Below are 17,871 nucleotides of genomic sequence, written 5' to 3' on the forward strand. Positions count from 1 at the left end.
CGCCGGCTGCCGGTCCGCCCTCGTCGGCCGGCCGGTTCTGCGTGCCGTGCCCCTTCCGGGGTGCTGACGCGCGCGGCAGCGGGTCAGCCGAGCCGTGTCGCGAGGCCCCCGGTGCACCGGACCTCGTCGCCCGCCGTGATCAGCAGCGCCTCCACCTCCGGCAGGGTCTCCAGCCAGGCGAGTCCCGCGCGCGAGCCCATCGCGAACGCCGCCGTGGCCCAGCAGTCCGCCCAGGTCAGCTCGGGTCCCACGACCGTCACGGCCACCAGGTCGGTCACCGCGGGGCGACCGGTGCGGGGATCCACGATGTGCGCTCCCCGTTCCGCCGTACCGGAGGTGGCCACCGCGAGCTCTGCCGTGCCCGCCGCCGAGACCACCGCCGCGAGCCCGCCGGGCCTGAGCGGATCGGCCACGCCCACCCGCCAGGCCCGCTGCGGCTCCGGCACACCCAGCAACTGCACGTCACCGCCGCCGTTGACGCTCACCCCGAGCACCCCCTCGACGGCGCCGAGCACCCGGGCCGCCCGCTCGGCGGCCCAGCCCTTGACGATGCCGGTGGGGTCGAGCGAGCCCTGGTAGCGGGTGCTGAACCAGCCCTCGCTGACCCGCTCCGCCTCGGCCGCCAGCTCCAGCACCTCGGCCATCTCGGGCGCGCACCCGGCGACGGTCAGTTCACCCCGGGCCAGCCGGGAGACCTCGCTGTCCTCGCGGTACGTGCTGAAGAGCGCGTCCGCCCGGTGCAGTCCGGCGACGGCCCCGGCGAGCGCGGCCCGTACCGCGGCCGGCTCCCCGCCGCGGACCTCGAAGGAGAAGACCGTCCCCATGACCTCCTCCGCGTGGCGCACCGCGGCGGGCGCCTGTGCCGGCTCGGCCACCGTGTCAGCCACCGGCCTGGTCCAGGGCGGACTGCAGGGACTTCTTGTACCCCTCGCTGGTGTAGGTCGCCCCGGAGACGGAGTCGATGTCGGCGCTGCCGGCGGCGACGGCCTCCTGGTTGAGCTTGGGGACGGCGAGCTGGGTCTTCTGGTCGCTGAGGCCGCCCTTGGGTGCCTGGACCGCCGCCGCCTCGGTGATCTTGCCGTCGCTGACCGTGATCCGCACCTGGACCGGCCCGTACTGGGTCTGCACGGCCTTCCCGGTGACCGTACGGGCCTGCGCCGCACCGGACGAACCGGAACCCGCCCCTGACCCGTCACCCGAGCCCGACCCGGACTCGGCACCCGACCCCGACCCGGACCCGGACCCGGCACCCGACCCCGACCCGGACGCCCCCGGGGGTGCCGCCCGCTTCATCCTGTCCAGCGCGGACTGGAGCGACTTCTTGTACCCCTCGCTGGTGTAGGTCGCCCCGGAGACGGAGTCGATGTCGGCGCTGCCGGCGGCGACGGCCTCCTGGTTGAGCTTGGGGACGGCGAGCTGGGTCTTCTGGTCGCTGAGGCCGCCCTTGGGTGCCTGGACCGCCGCCGCCCCGGTGATCTTGCCGTCGCTGACGGTCAGCCGTACCTGCACGGCCCCGTACTCGGTCCGCACCGCGTCACCGGTCACCGTGCCGGAGCCGGCCTGCGCACCGCCCTGCGGCGACTCCTGGCCGGCCGCCGTCTGCTGCGGTGCCGCGCCCGCCGCCGACGCGGCGGCCGGGTCGGACGCCGGCTTCAGCGACAGCAGCAGCACGACACCGGACACGGTCGCGGCGGTCGCCAGCACGACCCGCCGAACAGGGTGACTCTTCCTCATCGCTTCGCAGCTCCGCTCACATCTCGAACGACTCGTGGTGGATACGGCGGGCCGGGACCCCCGCCCCGCGCAGGGCCTCGAACACCGACTGCGCGAACCCGGCGGGACCGCACATGAAGACGTCGTGCCGGTCGATGTCCGGGATCTTCCGCTGGAGGTTCTCCGCTGAGATGTCGGGCCGCTCGCCCTCCGGGCTGTTCACCGCGTACATCAGCCGGGCGCCGCGCTCCTTGGCGATCGCCGCCAGCTCGTCCCACAGCGCCAAGTCCTGGGTGGTGTTGGCCCGGTACAGGAGCGTGATGTCACCGGCGGCCCCGGGCAGCGTCTCGAACAGCGCGCGCATCGGCGTGATGCCGACCCCGCCCGCGACCAGCAGCACCTTGCCCCGGCTGCGGCGCTGGGCGGTGAGCGCGCCGTACGGCCCCTCCGCCCACACCTTGGTCCCGGGCGTCAGCTCCCGCAGCCGGGCGCTGTGGTCGCCGATCGCCTTCACCGTGATCCGCAGCGTGTCGGGGCGCGGTGCGGCCGACAGGGAGTACGGGTGCGAGCTGAAGCGCATCCCCGGGGCGCGGAAGCGCCAGCGGAAGAACTGGCCCGCCTCCGCGCCCATCCGGTGCAGCTTGCGCCCGCCGATCAGCACCGACACGATCCCGGGCGTCTCCTCGATGACCGCCTCCACCCGCATGCGGTGCCGGAGGTTCAGCCGGACCGGGGTCAGCACGCGGTACCAGAGCACCAGCGAGGTGACCGCGCCGTACAGGACGTACCAGAAGGTCTTGGCGGCGGGCTCCACGGCGAAGTCGTTGCCGGTGGTGATCTGGTGCCAGAAGGTCAGGAACACCGCCGCGTAGGTCAGCAGGTGGACGTGGTACCAGGCGTCGTACGGCAGCCGGCGGCGGATCCCGCCGATCGACGACAGCCCGATGACCACGAACAGGCCGGTGCCGATGGCCGCCTTGCCCATGTCCGGCAACTGCTCGACGGAGTCGACCGTCTGCCGCACGATGTCGCCGAGCGACCTGCCGGCCTGGAGCGCGTACCCCCACATGGTGAGGAAGACGTGCGCCACGACCAGGCAGAGCGTGTACCGGCCGCTCATCGCGTGCCAGCGGGCCACCCGGTCGGAGCCGACCCGCCGCTCCAGCGCCGGCACGCGCGCCATCTGGAGCACGACGAGCGCCATCAGATAGCCGGCCAGCAGGCCGGTGATCCGGCCGGCGTTGAGGATCCGGCCGGTGTCGTCGGCGATGGAGGGCGTGTTGTGCCACCAGAGCCAGAGCACGGCCGCCGCGCCCGCCCAGACGGCGAGCAGCAGCGGGACGGCCGGGGAGCGGCGCGGGCGGATGCGGCGCAGCGTCTGTCGGCGGGCGGCACGTCCGCCTGCGAGCGTGGTGGTCACGGTTCCTCCGGGGACTTGACCCTTGGCCCACAGATACGCGCGGCACGCGCCGAGTGTTCAGAGGATCACTTTCCCCCGGCCCCGCAGTCGGGGACCGGACTCACGGAGGCGACGGTGCGCGCGGCCGGCAGAACCCGCCGGCCCCCGTCCGCCCGCACCACCACACCGTCCGGCCCGGAACCGGGGCCCCATGCCGGCCGGGGCGGCTCTCAGTAGCGGGTGATCGCCGTCGCCCCGTCCTCCGTGCCGATCGCGATGTGCGGCTTCGCCGCCGGGTCCGCCCAGGTGAGGATCTGCCGCATCGCCTCCTCCGGCACCGACACGCAACCGGCCGTCGCCGCCTTGCCGTTGACGTGCAGGAAGATGCCGGCGCCGCGGCCGTGCACCGGCTGCGCGTAGTTGAAGGCGATGACGAGGGCGTACGCGTACTGCCCCTGGTAGTCGATGAGGTGCTCGGACTCGGCGGCGCGGCAGTCGGCGGGCAGCGGGTCGGTCCAGCGGTTGTACGCGGTGGAGTCGTTGTCCTGGCACCACCAGGAGCTGTCCCGCACCCCCCGGTACGGGACCCGGGTCCCGGCCGGCGCCGCCTTGATCCCGAAGGCGAACGGGAGCTCGTACAGGCCGGTCGGCGTCGTGTTCGTGCCCTGCTTGCGGCTGCCGCCCTCCACGAGACCGCCGGACCCGAACCTGGCCGGCGCCGACCCGGCCTGGACCCACTGCCCGTCCCGCAGGTCCCACCAGCTGACCGTGCCCTCCGTGGCCTCGGTGCCGGGGGCCTGGGCGAGGATCAGCTGGCCGCCGCCGCCCGTGTCCGCGAGCTCGGCGGGCCGCGGCGCCGGCCCGGGGGCGGGCGCGGCGCCGGGCAGGGCGAGGACGGAGGCGGAGACGAGGGCGAGGACCACACCGGGGCGCATGGCTCAGACGCTAGACGGGGGGAGCGGCAACGGCAGCCCGGGTAGTCCGTCCAGGCTGGTCGCGATGTGCTCCTTCCTGGTGAAGTACGCGCTCAGCGAGGCGTCGTCCTCCCGCGAGAAGCGCTTCGCGTGCAGGTCGCGGTCCTCCTCGTACGCCATGTGGGGCACGGCGTACCCGCAGCTGTCCCGGACCAGTTCGGCGTGGACGACGATGACCGCGCGCAGTCCGTGCGCGCCCGGGTCGATGTCCGGGAAGCGGGCGAGCAGGTCGGGAAAGCGCGGGTCGTCGCGGAAGACCGGTTCGCCGCGGCCGTGCACCCGCACGATGTTCGGGGGGCCCTGGAAGGCGCACCACATCAGCGTGATCCGCCCGTTCTCCCGGAGGTGGGCGATGGTCTCGGCGTTGGACCCGGCGAAGTCCAGGTAGGCCAGGGTGTGTTCGTCCAGCACGACGAACGAGCCCTTGAGGCCCTTGGGGGAGAGGTTGACCGTGCCGTCGCCGGAGAGCGGAGCGGACGCGGTGAAGAAGAGGGGCTGTTCCTCGATGAAGGCGCGGAGCCTGCCGTCGATGCGCTCGTAGGTCTTTCCCATGCCTGCCGAGTATCGCCCCGAGTCCTTCGCCCGTCTAAGGAATTTCCGGACGAGTCCCGGACCGGACGTGTCCCGGACCAGTCCCGGACCGGATGAGTCCCGGACCGGACGCGTCCCGGACCGGACGAGCGCGGGCGGCGCGGTGCCCGCGTGCGCGGGGGAGTGTCGGAGAGCGCTTTCGCTCGTTCAGCCTTCTGCCGGCCTCCCGCCCCGCGGTCCGTGCGAGCCGCTTGCCGGCGACTGCCCCGGATCCGATGTCACCCGAACGGTGATTGACGAATCATGCAGAACCCTGCATACTCATGCATGTCAGCGAATGCACTGTGAGGAGAAACCCGTGACCGAGCGCGTCGTACTCGCCTACTCAGGCGGTCTGGACACCTCCGTCGCCATCGGCTGGATCGCCGAGGAGACGGGCGCCGAGGTCATCGCCGTTGCGGTCGACGTCGGCCAGGGCGGCGAGGACCTGGACGTCATCCGCAAGCGCGCCCTCGCGTGCGGCGCCGTGGAGGCCGAGGTCGCCGACGCCAAGGACGAGTTCGCCGACGAGTACTGCCTCCCGGCGATCAAGGCCAACGCCCTCTACATGGACCGCTACCCGCTGGTCTCGGCCCTCTCCCGGCCGACGATCGTCAAGCACCTGGTCGCCGCCGCCAAGAAGCACGGCGCCGGCACGGTCGCCCACGGCTGCACCGGCAAGGGCAACGACCAGGTCCGTTTCGAGGCCGGCATCGTCGCCCTCGCCCCCGACCTGCGGTGCATCGCCCCGGTCCGCGACTACGCGATGACCCGGGACAAGGCGATCGCCTTCTGCGAGGCCAAGCAGCTCCCGATCGCCACCACCAAGAAGTCCCCGTACTCCATCGACCAGAACGTCTTCGGACGCGCCGTCGAGACGGGCTTCCTTGAGGACATCTGGAACGCCCCGATCGAGGACATCTACGAGTACACCTCCAACCCGGCCGTCCCGCGCGAGGCCGACGAGGTGATCATCACGTTCAAGGCGGGTGTCCCGGTCGCCCTCGACGGCAAGCCCGTCAGCGTCCTGCAGGCCATCCAGCAGCTCAACGAGCGCGCCGGTGCCCAGGGCGTCGGCCGGATCGACATGGTCGAGGACCGCCTGGTCGGCATCAAGTCCCGCGAGGTGTACGAGGCGCCGGGCGCGATCGCCCTGATCACCGCCCACCAGGAGCTGGAGAACGTCACCGTCGAGCGCGAGCTGGCCCGCTACAAGCGCCAGGTCGAGCAGCGCTGGGGCGAGCTGGTCTACGACGGCCAGTGGTTCTCCCCGCTCAAGCGCGCCCTGGACGGCTTCATCGACGAGGCCAGCCAGCACGTCTCCGGCGACGTCCGGCTGACCCTGCACGGCGGCCGCGCGGTGGTCACCGGCCGGCGCTCCGAGGAGTCGCTGTACGACTTCAACCTCGCCACCTACGACACCGGCGACACCTTCGACCAGTCCGCGGCCAAGGGCTTCATCGACATCTACAGCCTGTCGTCGAAGATCGCCGCCCAGCGGGACCTCGTCTGACCCGGCCGGGTCACCTCACCCGCATCGGCCTGACAGCCGCCTCCCCGCCTGGAAGGGTGGGGAGGCGGTGGCACATCACGAGCTTCGAGGAGCAACGCAAGTGAGCAGCAACAGCGGTGACGTACGGCTCTGGGGCGGCCGTTTCGCCGACGGTCCCGCCGAGGCGCTGGCGAAGCTGTCCGCGTCCGTCCACTTCGACTGGCGGCTCGCGCCCTACGACATCGCCGGTTCGCGTGCCCACGCGCGCGTGCTGCACACGGCGGGGCTCCTCACCGAGGACGAGCTGGAGCGGATGATCGCCGGGCTCGACCGGCTGGAGGCGGACGTCGCCGCCGGCACCTTCGTGGGCACCATCGCCGACGAGGACGTGCACACCGCCCTGGAGCGCGGTCTGCTGGAGCGCCTCGGCCCAGACCTCGGCGGCAAGCTGCGCGCCGGCCGCTCCCGCAACGACCAGGTCGCCACCCTCTTCCGGATGTACCTGCGCGACCACGCCCGTACGATCGGCGGCCTGATCGCCGACCTCCAGGACGCCCTGGTCGGCCTGGCCGAGGCGCACCCGGACGTGGCGATGCCCGGCCGCACCCACCTCCAGCACGCCCAGCCGGTGCTCTTCGCCCACCATGTCCTCGCGCACGTCCAGTCCCTGTCCCGGGACGCCGAGCGGCTGCGCCAGTGGGACGAGCGGACGGCCGTGTCGCCGTACGGCTCCGGTGCCCTCGCCGGCTCCTCCCTGGGCCTCGACCCGGAGGCGGTCGCGCGGGACCTCGGCTTCGAGCACGGCAGCGCCGCGAACTCCATCGACGGCACGGCCTCCCGGGACTTCGTCGCCGAGTTCGCGTTCATCACCGCGATGATCGGCGTGAACCTCTCCCGGATCGCCGAGGAGGTCATCATCTGGAACACGAAGGAGTTCTCCTTCGTCACCCTGCACGACGCCTTCTCCACCGGCTCCTCGATCATGCCGCAGAAGAAGAACCCGGACATCGCCGAGCTGGCGCGCGGCAAGTCGGGCCGGCTGATCGGCAACCTGACCGGCCTCATGGCCACGCTCAAGGCCCTCCCGCTCGCCTACAACCGCGACCTGCAGGAGGACAAGGAGCCGGTCTTCGACTCCTGCGACCAGCTGGAGGTCCTGCTCCCCGCCTTCACCGGCATGATGGCGACCCTCACCGTCCACCGCGAGCGCATGGAGGAACTGGCCCCGGCCGGCTTCTCGCTCGCCACCGACATCGCCGAGTGGCTGGTCAAGCAGGGCGTGCCGTTCCGGGTCGCCCACGAGGTGGCGGGCGAGTGCGTGAAGGCGGCGGAGGCCGAGGGCAAGGAGCTGGGCGACCTGACGGACGAGCAGTTCGCGAAGATCAGCACCCATCTCACCCCGGAGGTGCGGTCGGTCCTGAACGTCCCGGGCGCGCTCGCCTCGCGCAACGGCCGCGGGGGCACGGCGCCGAGCGCGGTGGCCGTCCAGCTGGCGGAGGTCAAGGCGGACCTGGCGGGGCAGCACGCCTGGGCCGAAGCCAAGCGGCAGCGGGGCTGATCCGGCGCCCCCGACGGGGGGCGCCCCTTCAGGGGCCCGGCTCCCCGGGCGCGGCCTCCTCGCGGGTTAGGTTGGTCGAAGCCCTCACGGAGCCGACCGAACGGAGCCCGCGATGCCCTTCGCCCGCCTCGCGAACGCCACCACGCCGACCTGCCACATCGGCCTCGGCCTCGCCGCCGTCGGCCGCCCCGGCTACATCAACCTCGGCCGCGACCAGGACCTCGGCGAGGACCGCAGCGTCGACGCCCTGCGCGCCCGCACCCGGGAACTCCTGGACGCCGCCTACGCGCAGGGCGTGCGGTACTTCGACGTGGCCCGCTCCTACGGCCGCTCCGAGGAGTTCCTCGCCGACTGGCTGAACGGCCGGCCGGACATCGACGACGTGGTCGTCGGCAGCAAGTGGGGCTACACCTACACCGCCGGCTGGTCGACCGACGCGGAGCGGCACGAGGTCAAGGACCACACCCTCGCCACCTACGAACGGCAGCGCGCCGAGACCGACGCGCTGCTCGGCGACCGGCTCGACCTCTACCAGATCCACTCGGTGACTCCGGACAGCCCGGCCCTCACCGACAAGGACCTGCACGCCAGGCTGGCGGAGGCCGCCGCCGGCGGACTGAGCGTCGGCTTCTCCACCAGCGGCCCCGCCCAGGCCGACGCGATCCGCGCCGCCCTCGCCGTCACGGTCGACGGCGAGCCGCTCTTCCGTACGGTCCAGTCGACGTTCAACGTGCTGGAGACCTCGGCGGGACCGGCCCTCGCCGAGGCGCACGACGCCGGGCTCACCGTGATCGTCAAGGAGGGCATGGCCAACGGCCGGCTGGCCGCACCGCACGCCCCGGACGCGCTGCGGGCCGTGGCCGAGGCGACGGGGCTCGGCTGCGACGCCGTGGCCCTCGCCTGGATCCTGCGCCGGCCCTGGGCGGGCGTCGTCCTCTCCGGTGCCGCGACCCTCCCGCAGCTCGTCTCCAATCTGCACGCCCCCGCCGTCGATCTCGACGTGGACCAGATGACCCTCCTCGCCACGCTCGCGGAGGACCCGCGGGTCTACTGGGAGCGGCGCGGCCAGCTGCCCTGGCACTGACGATCACCGCTCTGACCAGCACCGATGAGTCACGCATGCCTAACTTGAGACAATGATGTCTCACATGGGCTATTCTTGTCTCATGGCCCTGGATCGTGACCACGTGCTGCGCAGCGCAGCCGCCCTGCTGACCCGCAAATCCACCGCGACCATGGACGAGGTGGCCAAGGCGGCCGGGATCAGCCGGGCCACGCTGCACCGCCACTTCGCCGGCCGCGACGCGCTCGTCCGGGCCCTGGAGGCGCTCGGCATCGCCGAGTGCGAGGCGGCGCTTGACGCGGCCCGGCTGGACGAGGGCCCGGCGGCCGAGGCGGTCCACCGCGTGGTCCGCGCGCTCGAACCCGCGGGCGGCCTGCTCGCCTTCCTCTACACCGAGAACCAGCTCTTCGAGGGCGAGCAGCAGAACGAGGGCTGGGCCCGCATCGACACCCGCCTCACGGACCTGTTCCGGCGCGGCCAGGAGAACGGCGAGTTCCGCATCGACCTCACCCCGGCCTGGCTCACCGAGGCGCTGTTCGGCCTGCTGGCCTCCGGGGCCTGGGCGGTGACGGAGGGCCGGGTGGCCGCCCGGGACTTCACCTACATGGTCGTCGAGCTGCTGCTCGGCGGCGTACGACGCGGCACCGCGTGACGCATGCCGTGCCGCGCACGACGCGGCACCGCGTGACGCACCCCGTGCCGCAGACACCACGCACCCGCGCGTGACGAAGAGAGGAATCATGAGCAGCACCCTGCAGCCGGCACAGGCGACCGAGGCGGTGAAGCGCCCGGGCCGCTGGCTTGCGCTGTCCGTCCTCGTCCTGGCCGTGCTGCTGGTGGCCGTCGACGCCACCGTCCTCGGCCTGGCGACCCCCTACATCAGCGAAGACCTCAACCCCTCCGGCACCCAGCTGCTGTGGATCGGCGACGTCTACTCCTTCGTCATCGCCGGTCTGCTCGTCTCCATGGGCAGCCTCGGCGACCGCATCGGCCGCAAGCGGATCCTGCTCGTCGGCGCCACGGCGTTCGGCGCGGTCTCCGTGCTCAACGCCTACGCGACCACCCCGGAACTGATGATCCTGGCCCGGGCGCTGCTCGGTGTCGCGGGCGCCACCCTGATGCCCGCCACCCTGGCCCTGATCCGCAACATCTTCCACGACCCGCGCGAGCGCAGCCTCGCCGTCGGCATCTGGGGTGCCACCGCCTCCGCCGGCACGGCCGTCGGCCCGATCGCCGGCGGATTCCTCCTGGATCACTTCTGGTGGGGCTCGGTCTTCCTGATCAACCTGCCGGTGATGGCCGTGCTGGTCCTGGTCGGCATCCGCACCCTGCCCGAGTCCCGCAACCCCGCCCCGGGCCCCTGGGACCTGGCCAGCGTCCTGCTGTCGCTGGTCGGCATGATCGCGCTCGTCTACGCGGTCAAGGAGGCGGCCAGCCACGGTCTCACCTGGACGACGCTCGGCACCGGCCTGCTGGGCGCCGCGGCCCTGTACGGCTTCGTCCGCCGTCAGCTCACCATGCCGGTCCCGCTGCTGGACATGCGGCTGTTCAGGTGCCGCGGCTTCAGCGGGGCGGTCCTCGCCGATCTGCTGACCGTCCTCGGCATGTCCGGGCTGGTGTTCTTCCTCTCCCAGTTCCTGCAACTCGTCCAGGACCGGCGCCCGTTCGAGGCCGGTCTCGCGGAGCTGCCGGCCGCAGTCGGCGCGGTGGCGGCCGGCCTGGTCGCGGGCCGCGCCGCCCGGCGCTTCTCGGTCCGCACGGTGGTCGCGGGCGGTCTGGCCGCCGTCGGCGTCGCCCTGGCCGCCCTGACGACGGTCGGCCAGTCCACCGGCTATCCGGTCCTGGGCGCCGCCCTGCTGGTCGTGGGTGTCGGCGCGGGCTTCTCCTTCACGGTGACCGCCGACGTGATCCTCTCCAGCGTCCCGAAGGACCAGGCCGGCGCCGCTTCGGCGGTCTCCGAGACGGCCTACGAACTGGGCGCGGCCCTGGGTATCGCCCTGCTCGGCTCGATCGTGACCGGTGTCTACCGCGGCTTCACGGGCCCGGCCGGCACCCCGGCCGACGCCCACGAGTCGCTGGGCGCGGCCGTGGAGGCCTCGGGGCACATGGCCCCGCACCAGGCACAGGCACTGCTCGACGCGGCCCGCGACTCCTTCGTCCACGGCCTGCACCTGGCCTCCGGCGCGGGAGCGGCGGTCCTGCTGGCGGCAGCCGCGGTGGCCTGGTTCCTGCTGCGGGACCAGAAGCTGGACAGCGCCGGCTAGGCGGCGCCCGCCCGGGGCGCGGGCAGGCGTGGCAGCGCCGCCACGTACCCGCGCCCCGGAACGCCGGACCGCCCCCGGGTCACTTCTTGTAGCCGAGCACCGTCATCATGCCGCTCTCCGAGTGGTACTGGTTGTGGCAGTGCAGCATCCACAGCCCCGGATTGTCGGCGTCGAAGTCGAGCACCAGCTTGCGGTGCGGCAGCACGAGCGCGGTGTCCTTGCGCGCGCCCACGGAGTCCAGTCCTGTCACCGCGAAGGTGTGCCCGTGCAGGTGCATCGGATGCCACATGTCCGTGGCGTTGACGAGGGTGAGCCGCACCCGTTCACCGGCCCGGACCGCGTGGCGCTGCCGCTCGTCGTAGGGCTTGTGGTCGAACCCCCAGTCGAATCTCCCCATGGTGCCGGTGATCCTGATGCGCAGCTCGCGGTCGGGGTCGCGGTGGTCGAGGGCCACCGAGTCGGCGGGCCGCAGCCGGCGGGCGGGGACGGTCTTCCCGTCGAGCTCGTCGGGGCGGACGTCCCCCTTGGGAAGGCTCTTGCCGCCCCCCTTGTCGGTACGCAGGACGGCGAGGGCCCTGCCCTTCTTGCCCTCCGGGACGGCGACCAGCGGGAAGATGCCGTCCCGGACGGTGACCAGGACGTCGTACCGCTCCGCCATGCCGACGAGCAGGGCGTCCGTCTTCTTGTGCTTCACGGGATAGCCGTCGGTGTGCGTGACGGTCATCTCGTGGTCGCCCAGCGCGACCCGGAAGGCGGTCTCGGAACCGGCGTTGATGATGCGCAGCCGCACGCGGTCGCCGGGACGGCAGCGGAACACCGAGGGATTGTCCGGCAGCCGTCCGTTGATCAGGTAGTACGGGTAGGCGACGCTGCCGCCCTCGCCGTGCAGCATGCGGCTGTGGGAGTTGTGCAGCACCCGGTTGGGCCCGGTGGACTTCTTCGACGGCGACGCGTGCGAGTGCGCCGACCCGCCGGGGGTCGCGCTGTGCTGTCCGGGCCCCATGGCCATCTTGCCCATGTCCATGCCGCCGCCGGGCTTGAGCTGGCTCAGGACGTTCTCCGGGGTGGAGCCGTCCACGCCGTCGAGCCAGTCGTCCAGGAGCACGACCCACTCCTTGTCGTAGGAGAGGGGCTCCTTGGGGTCCTCGACGATGAGCGGCGCGTACAGGGCCCGGTCGGGCTGCATACCGACGTGCGAGTGGAGCAGGTAGGTGCCCGGGTGCGCGACGGTGAAGCGGTAGCGGAAGTCGTCCCCGGCGTCGATGGCGCGCTGGGTCAGATCCGGCACGCCGTCCATGTCGCAGCGCAGGCGTACCCCGTGGGAGTGCAGCGAGGTCGAGGTGGGGAGCCGGTTGGTGAGCGTCAGATCGAGCACGTCTCCGGCGGTGACCCGGACCAGCGGGCCGGGCACCGTCTCGTTGTACGCCCAGGTGCGGACCGACCGGCCGCCCAGGTCCAGCTTGGCTTCGGCGGCGGTGAACGTGAAGCCGCGTACGCGGCCGGCCCCCCGTTTCCGCTCGGCGGCAAGCACCTCCGGGTCCGAGGGGTTGACGTACCCCTTGGGCCCGGCCGGGACGAACCTGGCCCCGTCGCCCGCACGTTGGGGCCCGGAGCTGGGCTCGGAGTCGGAGCTGGTGCAGGCTGCGAGGAATCCCGCGCCGGCGGCGGCGATCGAGGTGCGCAGCAGAGTTCGCCGAGAAGGTTTGTACATGTCTGAATCAGACATGTTGTGAGGTCATATGGCCGCTCTCATACGGCCGAATGCACGATGTGTCGGCGTCAGATTCCACCGGCAGGCGGATGGACAGCGGCCAAGTGCCGGTCCGTCGGACGGCTCTACGCGGCCTTGGCCTTGGTGGCGTACATGTCCACGTACTCCTGGCCCGAAAGACGCATGACCTCGGTCATGACGGAGTCGGTCACGGCCCGCAGCACGTACCGGTCCCGGTCCATGCCCTCGTACCGCGAGAACTCCATGGCGGCGCCGAACCGGACGGTGACCCGGCCCGGCCGCGGGATGCCCCGGCCGCCCGGCTGCAGCTTGTCCGTGCCGATCATGGCGAACGGCACCACCGGGGCGCCGGTCATCAGCGTCAGCCGCGCGATACCGGTGCGTCCCCGGTACAGCCGGCCGTCGGGCGAGCGGGTGCCCTCGGGGTAGATCCCGAAGACCTTGCCCTCCTCCAGGACCCGCCGCCCGGTCATCAGCGCGGCCACGCCGCCGTTCGCGCCGTCCCGGTCCACCGGGATCATGCCGACGCCGGTGAAGAACCACGCCATCAGCCGGCCCTTGAAGCCCTTGCCGGTGACGTACTCGTCCTTGCCGATGAAGAGCACCTGACGCTTGGTGACGACCGGCAGCACGATCGAGTCGATGAAGGTGAGGTGATTACCGGCCAGAATCACCGGGCCGTCCCCCGGGATGTGCTCCGCGCCCTCCACCTGTGGGCGGAACATCAGACGCATGATCGGTCCGAGCACTGCCTTGATGAGCGCGAAGCGGGACAACGGGTCCTCCGACGTCAAGGGTGGCCATATGAGTCTGTGCAGGTGAGGACATTACTCGCGGCTCCGGGTCGGGCGCACATCGAGGACGGCCGGTTCACCGAGGTCTTACTAAGTGTTGACACGGGTTTACCTGCGGTGGCGCGGGGAGGACGGCGCGTAACGGTCTTGCGGCGATGTGACGGACATCGCGCGAAACAGCGGACCGACGGTCCGTCACCTCGCGCCGTCCACGTGACACGCGACGTCACCCAGGTGTTCGAGCGGGGGCCTCCCGCCGGTCATGCGCACACCCCTACGATCGGCCCGCACTCACGAACGAAGGCGGCAGGAGGGGCGCTCATGGACAGCGACCAGACGAACGGGCAGACGCAGGCCACGGGACGGAGGGCGCTGCTCGGCGCCGCGGTGCTCGGCGCGAGCGGAGCGGTCCTCGGGCTGCCCGGCGCGGCCCGTGCCGCCGAGTCCCGGCCGGCCGCACACGCGGGACGCGGGCTGAAGAGCCTGCCGAAGCCGACGATCATCGGCCACCGCGGTGCCAGCGGCTACCGCCCCGAGCACACCTTCGGCTCCTACGAGCTGGCCCTCGACCTCGGCGCCGACATCGTCGAGGCCGGCGACCTCGTCCCCACCAAGGACGGCCACCTGGTCTGCCGCCACGAGCCGGAGATCGGCGGCACCACGAACGTCGCCGACCACCCCGAGTTCGCCGGCCGCCGGACCACCAAGGTCCTGGACGGCGTCCCCGTCACCGGCTGGTTCACCGAGGACTTCACGCTCGCCGAGCTGAAGACGCTGCGCGCCGTCGAGCGCATCCCCGCCAACCGTCCGCACAACACCCTCTACGACGGGCGCTGGGAGATCCCCACGTTCGAAGAGGTCCTGAAGTGGCAGGACGAGCAGACCCGCAAGCGCGGCAGGCAGGTCTGGATCTACCCCGAGACCAAGCACCCCACCTACTTCCGCAAGCTGGGCCTCGGTCTGGAGGAGCGGGTGGCGAAGCTGCTGCGCAAGTACGGCAAGGACAGCAGGAACGCGCCGGTCATCATCCAGTCCTTCGAGCCCAGCAGCATCCAGCGGCTGAACCGGCTGGTCGACAACCCGCTCGTGGTGCTGCTCTCCTCGGCCGACAGCCGCCCCTACGACTTCGTCGAGGCGAACGACCCGCGTACGGTCGCCGACCTGATCACGCCCAAGGGCCTGCGCGAGATCGCCGGCTACGCCCAGGGCATCGGCCCGACCCTCGACCTGGTCGTTCCGAAGAACGCGGACGGCACCCTGGGCAAGCCGAGCACCCTGGTCCCGGACGCGCACCGGGTCGGCCTGATCCTGCACCCGTACACCATGCGCAACGAGAACCCCTTCCTGCCCGCCGAGTACCGCAAGGGCAGCGCGGCCGACGCCTACGGCGACCCCTTCGGCGCCTTCAAGACGTACTTCGCGACCGGTATCGACGGTGTCTTCACCGACAACGCCGACACCGGGCTGCTCGCCCGCGCCGACTTCCTCAAGGGCTGACGGCGTCAACTCCGCACCCCTCCGGCACCCCGTTCGGGGTGACTGTGCGCCGCCCCGGCAACCCGCCGCCGGGGCGGCGCGTCGTTCCGCCCATGACGCCCGATCTGGTTGCCGCCCTGCGCCCCCTGCTCACCGCCGAGGCCGCCGCCGAGGCCGCCGCCTCCGGTGGCGAGCCGGGCGACCTGGAGCAGGCCGTCTGGCTCCGGCTGCTGGAGCGGCTGGAGACCGACGGGCCGCCGCCGGACCCGCCCGGCTGGCTCCGCAAGGCCGTTCGCGCCGAGGCCCGCCGCGACCGCCGCACCTTCCGCCATGAACGGCCCTACGGCGCCGAACCGGCCGATGCCGGCCGCCCCGGGCCCGAGCAGCACGCGCTGACCGCCGCCCGGCACCGCGCCCTGCGCGACGCGGTGCGCCGGCTGCCGGGCCGCTGTCCCCGCCTGATGGAGGCGCTGCTCTCCCCGGAGGACCTGACATACCGGGAGATCGCGGGGGAGTTGGGTATCTCACAGGGCAGCCTTGGACCGGAACGCTCCAGATGTCTGGGATGTCTACGTCGTTTGCTCGCGCCGGAGGTTGCGGCCCGCGAAGCACGGGGATAGGAGTGTGGGACGACAGGTGATCAGGTGAGCGGGAGGCATGCGCACATGGGCATGAGCGTGACCATCTCGGTGGCGACCGAGCAGGACGCGGAGCAGATCTTCAGGCTCCAGTACCTGTGCTTTCAGAGCGAGGCGGCGCTGTACGGCAACTACCGCATCGACCCGCTCGTGCAGACCCTGGACTCCGTCCGCCAAGAGGTCGGCACCGACTGCGTCTTCGTCGCCAGGCTCGGCGAGGAGGTCGTCGGCTCGGTGCGCGGCAAGGTGACCGAGGACGGCGCCGCGGCCATCGGCAAGCTCTGCGTCCACCCCCGCCTGCAGGGCCACGGCATCGGCGCGCGCCTGCTGCACACCGCCGAGACGACCCTCGCCGAGCAGCGCGGCGCCAAGCGGTTCCGGCTGGTCGCCGGCCACCGCAGCGAGGGCAACCTCCGGCTGTACCGGCGCGTGGGCTACCAGACGGTCGGCAGGGCCAAGGGCGCCGACGGGGTGGAGATGATCGTCCTGGAGAAGGCGGCCGGGGAGTACGCCCAGACGGCGTGAGGCGCGGCGCCCCGCGAGGGGCGCGCGGCCCGGCCACCCCCGCGGTTCCGCCGCACCCGTGACCGCTCCTCAGGCACCGCGCCCGGCAGCCGCCTTGCGCAGCCAGTACATGGCGGACAGCGGCAGCAGCACCGGGATGAAGACGTAACCCATCCCGTACTGGGACCACACGGTCGAGTCCGGGAAGGCGGACGGCTCGACCAGGGTCCAGGTACCGACGACGAGCACGCCCGCCAGCTCGGCGGCGCAGCACACCAGCGCCGCCCGGCGAGCCGTCTCCCCGCCGCGGACCAGCGTGTACGTGATGAACGCGTACACCGCTCCGGCCACCGCCGACAGCGCGTACGCGAGCGGCGCCCGGTCGAACTCCGTGGCGATCTCGTACGCCGACCGCGACACCGCGCCGACCACCATCACGCCGTAGAACCAGACGAGCAGCATGCCCGGCCCGCTGATCAGCCGGGCCGGCTTCTCCTCCACCGCCGTCATCTCAGCCTCCCCAGATGTCATAGAGCCGTACTTCGAGGACGGCCAGCACCACGCCGCCGGCCGCGACCGTCACCGAGCCCCAGCGGGTCCGCTCCGCCAGCGACATGAGGCCCGTCGCCGGCACGCACGCGAACGCGCCCAGCAGATACGCCACGAAGATCGTCGTACCCTGCTCCGGCTTCTCGCCCCGGGCCAGCTGCACGATCCCGACCACCAGCTGGACGACGGCCAGCAGCGACACCACGGCCATGCCGATGAAGTGCCAGTCCTTCGTCGGCTGGTCGCGGTAGGCGGCCCAGCCGCACCAGGCGGCGAGCAGGAGCGCGGCGACCCCGGTCACCAGGGTCAGGGCATTGAGCATGCGGTGACCTTATTACGGCGGAAATGGGCCGGGGCCGCCGCCCCCGCCGTACCCCGTAGGGTCGGGAGCATGACGATCCACGCACAGGCCCTTCTCTTCGACAACGACGGCACCCTCGTCTCCTCCCTCGACTCGGTCGAGCGCTGCTGGACCCGCTGGGCCCGGGAGTACGGGATCACCGCCGAGGAGTTCGCGCGCGTGGAGCTGCACGGGCGGACGGCCGCCGAGATAGTCGCCGACCTGCTGCCCGCCGCCGTGGTGCCGGAGGCGGTGGCCCGGGTCGAGCAGCTGGAGGTCGAGGACGTGCCGAACGGCGGGGTGCGGCTGCTGCCCGGGACCCGGGAGTTCCTCGACTCCCTGCCGGCCGACCGCTGGGCCGTGGTCACCTCCGCCACCCGCCGGCTCGCCGAGGCCCGCCTCGGCGCCGCCGGGATCATCCCGAAGGCCCTGGTCACGGCCGACGACGTGACCCGCGGCAAGCCCGACCCCGAGCCCTATCTGCTCGCCGCCCGGCAGCTCGGCGCGGACCCCGCCCACTGCGTCGTCTTCGAGGACGCCCCGGCCGGACTGCGGTCGGCCCGCGCGGCCGGCATGACCACCGTGGCGTTGGCCACAACACACCCGGCGGCCGAGCTGACGGCCGACCTGGTGGTGAGGGACCTGTCGGCCTTGTCGGCACTGGTCACCGACGGGGGAGTGGAGATCGCCGTCCGCGGCTGACCGCGCGACAGGCCCTGTCCGCCGCTGTCCACCATGCGGACAGCGGCGGCCGGTCGGGACCGTCCGTCTGGTTTACTGATCGCATGACCACGACGAGCAGCCG

General features: G+C 72.3%; 18 protein-coding genes. 9 read left to right on the forward strand and 9 right to left on the reverse strand.

The annotated features are described in order from the left end of the window. Window positions 1-83 precede the first annotated feature (83 nt). From ACF073_RS19025 to ACF073_RS19045, 5 genes are all read right to left on the reverse strand, one after another. Window positions 84-887, reverse strand: a complete 804-nt coding sequence (locus tag ACF073_RS19025) for an FAD:protein FMN transferase (protein ID WP_392071374.1) — start codon at window positions 885-887, stop codon at window positions 84-86. After that, window positions 880-1,734, reverse strand: a complete 855-nt coding sequence (locus ACF073_RS19030) for an FMN-binding protein (RefSeq protein ID WP_392071376.1) — start codon at window positions 1,732-1,734, stop codon at window positions 880-882. The genes ACF073_RS19025 and ACF073_RS19030 overlap by 8 nt, the downstream gene beginning before the upstream one ends. A 16-nt stretch (window positions 1,735-1,750) precedes the next feature. Further along, window positions 1,751-3,133 carry a ferric reductase-like transmembrane domain-containing protein gene (locus ACF073_RS19035; protein ID WP_392071378.1) on the reverse strand — a complete coding sequence of 461 codons (1,383 nt, stop codon included), beginning with the start codon at window positions 3,131-3,133 and terminating at the stop codon, window positions 1,751-1,753. Between the two features lie 209 nt (window positions 3,134-3,342). Next, complete coding sequence (locus tag ACF073_RS19040) at window positions 3,343-4,047, reverse strand: L,D-transpeptidase (RefSeq protein WP_392071380.1); 705 nt, start codon at window positions 4,045-4,047, stop codon at window positions 3,343-3,345. Between the two features lie 3 nt (window positions 4,048-4,050). Beyond that, the gene (locus ACF073_RS19045) at window positions 4,051-4,638 is read right to left on the reverse strand and encodes a pyridoxamine 5'-phosphate oxidase family protein (protein WP_392071382.1); all 588 of its coding nucleotides are present in this window, start codon (window positions 4,636-4,638) and stop codon (window positions 4,051-4,053) included. A 337-nt stretch (window positions 4,639-4,975) separates the two neighbouring features. Between ACF073_RS19045 and ACF073_RS19050 the strand changes: the two genes are divergently transcribed. The 5 genes from ACF073_RS19050 (at window position 4,976) to ACF073_RS19070 (ending at window position 11,033) form a co-directional block, all read left to right on the forward strand. Then, window positions 4,976-6,169 carry an argininosuccinate synthase gene (locus ACF073_RS19050; protein WP_392071384.1) on the forward strand — a complete coding sequence of 398 codons (1,194 nt, stop codon included), beginning with the start codon at window positions 4,976-4,978 and terminating at the stop codon, window positions 6,167-6,169. Between the two features lie 100 nt (window positions 6,170-6,269). Continuing rightward, window positions 6,270-7,706 (forward strand): argininosuccinate lyase, encoded by a 1,437-nt coding sequence (argH, locus tag ACF073_RS19055; protein ID WP_392071386.1) that lies wholly within the window; start codon window positions 6,270-6,272, stop codon window positions 7,704-7,706. A 112-nt stretch (window positions 7,707-7,818) separates the two neighbouring features. Next, on the forward strand, window positions 7,819-8,790 hold the full coding sequence (locus ACF073_RS19060) for an aldo/keto reductase (RefSeq protein WP_392071387.1): 972 nt from the start codon (window positions 7,819-7,821) through the stop codon (window positions 8,788-8,790). Window positions 8,791-8,872: 82 nt separating this feature from the next. Beyond that, the gene (locus ACF073_RS19065) at window positions 8,873-9,421 is read left to right on the forward strand and encodes a TetR/AcrR family transcriptional regulator (protein ID WP_392071389.1); all 549 of its coding nucleotides are present in this window, start codon (window positions 8,873-8,875) and stop codon (window positions 9,419-9,421) included. Window positions 9,422-9,509: 88 nt separating this feature from the next. Further along, window positions 9,510-11,033, forward strand: a complete 1,524-nt coding sequence (locus ACF073_RS19070; protein ID WP_392071391.1) for an MFS transporter — start codon at window positions 9,510-9,512, stop codon at window positions 11,031-11,033. A gap of 79 nt (window positions 11,034-11,112) precedes the next feature. On the opposite strand, the gene ACF073_RS19075 is transcribed toward ACF073_RS19070, so the two are convergent. Both ACF073_RS19075 and ACF073_RS19080 read right to left on the reverse strand, forming a co-directional pair. Then, window positions 11,113-12,744 carry a multicopper oxidase family protein gene (locus ACF073_RS19075; protein WP_392071393.1) on the reverse strand — a complete coding sequence of 544 codons (1,632 nt, stop codon included), beginning with the start codon at window positions 12,742-12,744 and terminating at the stop codon, window positions 11,113-11,115. A gap of 125 nt (window positions 12,745-12,869) precedes the next feature. Continuing rightward, window positions 12,870-13,541, reverse strand: coding sequence for a lysophospholipid acyltransferase family protein (locus tag ACF073_RS19080; protein WP_392071747.1), 672 nt, complete (start codon window positions 13,539-13,541; stop codon window positions 12,870-12,872). A 339-nt stretch (window positions 13,542-13,880) separates the two neighbouring features. On the opposite strand from ACF073_RS19080, the gene ACF073_RS19085 reads away from it, so the two are divergent. The 3 genes from ACF073_RS19085 (at window position 13,881) to ACF073_RS19095 (ending at window position 16,198) form a co-directional block, all read left to right on the forward strand. Beyond that, the gene (locus ACF073_RS19085; RefSeq protein WP_392071395.1) at window positions 13,881-15,056 is read left to right on the forward strand and encodes a glycerophosphodiester phosphodiesterase; all 1,176 of its coding nucleotides are present in this window, start codon (window positions 13,881-13,883) and stop codon (window positions 15,054-15,056) included. A 92-nt stretch (window positions 15,057-15,148) separates the two neighbouring features. Next, window positions 15,149-15,655, forward strand: coding sequence for a sigma-70 family RNA polymerase sigma factor (locus ACF073_RS19090; RefSeq protein WP_392071396.1), 507 nt, complete (start codon window positions 15,149-15,151; stop codon window positions 15,653-15,655). A gap of 45 nt (window positions 15,656-15,700) precedes the next feature. Further along, a complete protein-coding gene (locus ACF073_RS19095; protein ID WP_392071749.1) occupies window positions 15,701-16,198 on the forward strand; it encodes a GNAT family N-acetyltransferase in 498 nt (165 codons plus the stop codon). Window positions 16,199-16,267: 69 nt separating this feature from the next. Here ACF073_RS19095 and ACF073_RS19100 read toward each other — a convergent pair whose 3' ends face one another. Further along, a complete protein-coding gene (locus ACF073_RS19100; RefSeq protein ID WP_392071397.1) occupies window positions 16,268-16,687 on the reverse strand; it encodes a hypothetical protein in 420 nt (139 codons plus the stop codon). Window position 16,688: 1 nt separating this feature from the next. Further along, a complete protein-coding gene (locus ACF073_RS19105; RefSeq protein WP_392071399.1) occupies window positions 16,689-17,048 on the reverse strand; it encodes a hypothetical protein in 360 nt (119 codons plus the stop codon). A 69-nt stretch (window positions 17,049-17,117) separates the two neighbouring features. On the opposite strand from ACF073_RS19105, the gene ACF073_RS19110 reads away from it, so the two are divergent. After that, the gene (locus tag ACF073_RS19110) at window positions 17,118-17,768 is read left to right on the forward strand and encodes an HAD family hydrolase (protein WP_392071400.1); all 651 of its coding nucleotides are present in this window, start codon (window positions 17,118-17,120) and stop codon (window positions 17,766-17,768) included. The last annotated feature ends 103 nt before the right edge of the window (window positions 17,769-17,871 follow it).

This window comes from Streptomyces sp. NPDC015171, from assembly GCF_043079545.1.
GTDB lineage: Bacteria > Actinomycetota > Actinomycetes > Streptomycetales > Streptomycetaceae > Streptomyces.

What these genes read in the sequence shown, in the direction of transcription:
- ACF073_RS19040 (WP_392071380.1), bottom strand. Translation starts at nt 4,047, where the DNA reads ATGCGCCCCGGTGTGGTCCTCGCCCTCGTCTCCGCCTCCGTCCTCGCC.
- ACF073_RS19105 (WP_392071399.1), bottom strand. Translation starts at nt 17,048, where the DNA reads ATGCTCAATGCCCTGACCCTGGTGACCGGGGTCGCCGCGCTCCTGCTC.
- ACF073_RS19030 (WP_392071376.1), bottom strand. Translation starts at nt 1,734, where the DNA reads ATGAGGAAGAGTCACCCTGTTCGGCGGGTCGTGCTGGCGACCGCCGCG.
- ACF073_RS19100 (WP_392071397.1), bottom strand. Translation starts at nt 16,687, where the DNA reads ATGACGGCGGTGGAGGAGAAGCCGGCCCGGCTGATCAGCGGGCCGGGC.
- ACF073_RS19070 (WP_392071391.1), top strand. Translation starts at nt 9,510, where the DNA reads ATGAGCAGCACCCTGCAGCCGGCACAGGCGACCGAGGCGGTGAAGCGC.
- ACF073_RS19060 (WP_392071387.1), top strand. Translation starts at nt 7,819, where the DNA reads ATGCCCTTCGCCCGCCTCGCGAACGCCACCACGCCGACCTGCCACATC.
- ACF073_RS19065 (WP_392071389.1), top strand. Translation starts at nt 8,873, where the DNA reads ATGGCCCTGGATCGTGACCACGTGCTGCGCAGCGCAGCCGCCCTGCTG.
- ACF073_RS19075 (WP_392071393.1), bottom strand. Translation starts at nt 12,744, where the DNA reads ATGTACAAACCTTCTCGGCGAACTCTGCTGCGCACCTCGATCGCCGCC.
- ACF073_RS19095 (WP_392071749.1), top strand. Translation starts at nt 15,701, where the DNA reads ATGGGCATGAGCGTGACCATCTCGGTGGCGACCGAGCAGGACGCGGAG.
- ACF073_RS19090 (WP_392071396.1), top strand. Translation starts at nt 15,149, where the DNA reads ATGACGCCCGATCTGGTTGCCGCCCTGCGCCCCCTGCTCACCGCCGAG.
- ACF073_RS19110 (WP_392071400.1), top strand. Translation starts at nt 17,118, where the DNA reads ATGACGATCCACGCACAGGCCCTTCTCTTCGACAACGACGGCACCCTC.
- ACF073_RS19085 (WP_392071395.1), top strand. Translation starts at nt 13,881, where the DNA reads ATGGACAGCGACCAGACGAACGGGCAGACGCAGGCCACGGGACGGAGG.
- ACF073_RS19045 (WP_392071382.1), bottom strand. Translation starts at nt 4,638, where the DNA reads ATGGGAAAGACCTACGAGCGCATCGACGGCAGGCTCCGCGCCTTCATC.